The sequence below is a fragment of the Xenorhabdus sp. PB61.4 genome (assembly GCF_963894935.1).
In the GTDB taxonomy this organism is placed as follows: Bacteria; Pseudomonadota; Gammaproteobacteria; order Enterobacterales; family Enterobacteriaceae; genus Xenorhabdus; species Xenorhabdus stockiae.
In genome coordinates this window covers 1-1,823 of record NZ_CAWQJR010000119.1, presented here as the reverse complement: position 1 = coordinate 1,823, position 1,823 = coordinate 1, and the positions used below count along the sequence as shown (strand labels likewise).

Annotated in this window: 1 protein-coding gene and 1 pseudogene; both read left to right on the top strand. The window is 36.8% G+C overall.

The window, feature by feature from the left end; translation table 11 throughout:
* Window positions 1–1,149 (top strand): annotated as a pseudogene (locus AACX68_RS07065) (hypothetical protein); the annotation flags it as partial.
* A 182-nt stretch (window positions 1,150–1,331) separates the two neighbouring features.
* Window positions 1,332–1,727 carry a hypothetical protein gene (locus AACX68_RS07060; protein ID WP_228860846.1) on the top strand — a complete coding sequence of 132 codons (396 nt, stop codon included), beginning with the start codon at window positions 1,332–1,334 and terminating at the stop codon, window positions 1,725–1,727.
* The last annotated feature ends 96 nt before the right edge of the window (window positions 1,728–1,823 follow it).

The window sequence follows — 1,823 nt, the reverse complement described above, 5'->3', positions numbered from 1 at the left end:
TCCTGCGGGCCTTACCTATTCGGGAAGGGAAAATTCACGGTATCGGCGGAACAGTTTATCAGCCATGAACTGCACTCTACGGCACAGGTATCCTATAAAATCCAGCCAGCGTATGGCGCTTCTTCAGTAAACTACTTACATTTACATTTTAACCACCATTCAATAAATATTAGGCCTTATATTAAAAGGCCACCATGTTGTGCAACCATAACGTCAATCGAGGATGCTCAAATTATACCTGATGGAAAATATGACATATCCGGTTTAGTTAATACTCAAATTCCAAATGAGGTTAAAAAAATTAAAGTATCAATTTCTAGTTTTGATGATCCTGACTACACTCATCCTTCTGAACCAACGAAAGAGTATACACCTGATGTTGATCTTAATTCCGGCACATGGAGCCTTAAAGGTTTAACCGCAAAATGTTTTAATTACTATAAAGCATCTGTGTTTTGTAACCAGAATAGGGAAGAAGAAAATAATCTCCCCGGAAAAAAAGAAATTAAATTTAGTGTAGCTCGTTGTCCGGTAAAAATCACAAAACCTGTTATGCATGAATTTATTACTTCAACAGACGACAATCCTAAACAGATTGTCATTGAAGGGAAAGTAACAGAAAAAACACCTCTTGATGTAATTGCAAACTACTATTCAAATGGTGAACATATCCTCCCAATTCTTTCTCGCATTGGAAATAACTGGCAAACCAAAATTAGTGATGCCCCTGCCGGTTTTATACAAATTAAAGCTAAAAATACAGGAACACCAAATGTTCCCATTAAAAATAGCAATGACGAAGTCACTATACTGAAATCAAAAGAGTTCTCTGTAAAATATGAAATCGTCGATAATGTATTTATCCACATTTATGGAACCTCCCTACCTAATAATGATAAAAAAATTAGTGACTTCAAAGAAACCATCCACCCTAAAATAATATTATCTGATGGTGTAAAATCGGAAGAAATAACTCCTGATGAAAAAGGAAATTGGAGTTCAGACAATGAGTATTATGCTAGACGAGGGGTGTATCTTTTTACTATCCATGAAACATCTGATAATGAAAATTATCCAGCAAGGAAAGATAAAACACTGGAATGCACTGGAGGTAATGACCATATGACCTGTATTGAAAAAAACAATTAATCTCCCCATTCAGGAGGCTGTTATGATTATATTTACAGTATTTTTTTCTCCTCTCATTATTAACTTACAGTGTAAATGTATTTTCAGATACTGTATTGAACCACCACCCAATAGAAAAAATTACTGGAGGAGAAGCCTATAATTTAATGATACAAGAAGCAAAAAACTGGTGAACCTATCGAATGGCACTTTACCATGCCAATGCGGATTATCGAGCCGCAAAAAAACGCTCACTACCGGATAAACAGCGGCATATCAATTCAAGGAGAAGGTACTCCCGGCCAACTGATCCTTATCGCCAGTTCAAAATCGTTTCTACCGCCAAAAGAAACCGTCCTGCCGGCTTCATCTGGCACACTGATTTGTCAGACCACAGTGGTGCCAACGGTAAATGGGTATGCCCAAATAACCCAGTCATGGCGGTAAAACAGGCAGGAAGATTCTCCCTTTATGCAGCCCAATATCAAGAACTGCACTCTACGGTACAAGTATCCTATAAAATCCAGTCAGCGAATGGAATTTATACGCGTCAGGCGCTGCTATCGTTGGTACTGAATGAAAATGTTGTTATAAATTAATTCTGAAATAATTAATTAACATAAATAAGCAGTTACAAATATTATGGCTAAGGAAATTACACCTTAACTATAAGGTTATTCTCCGCCAAATACTTT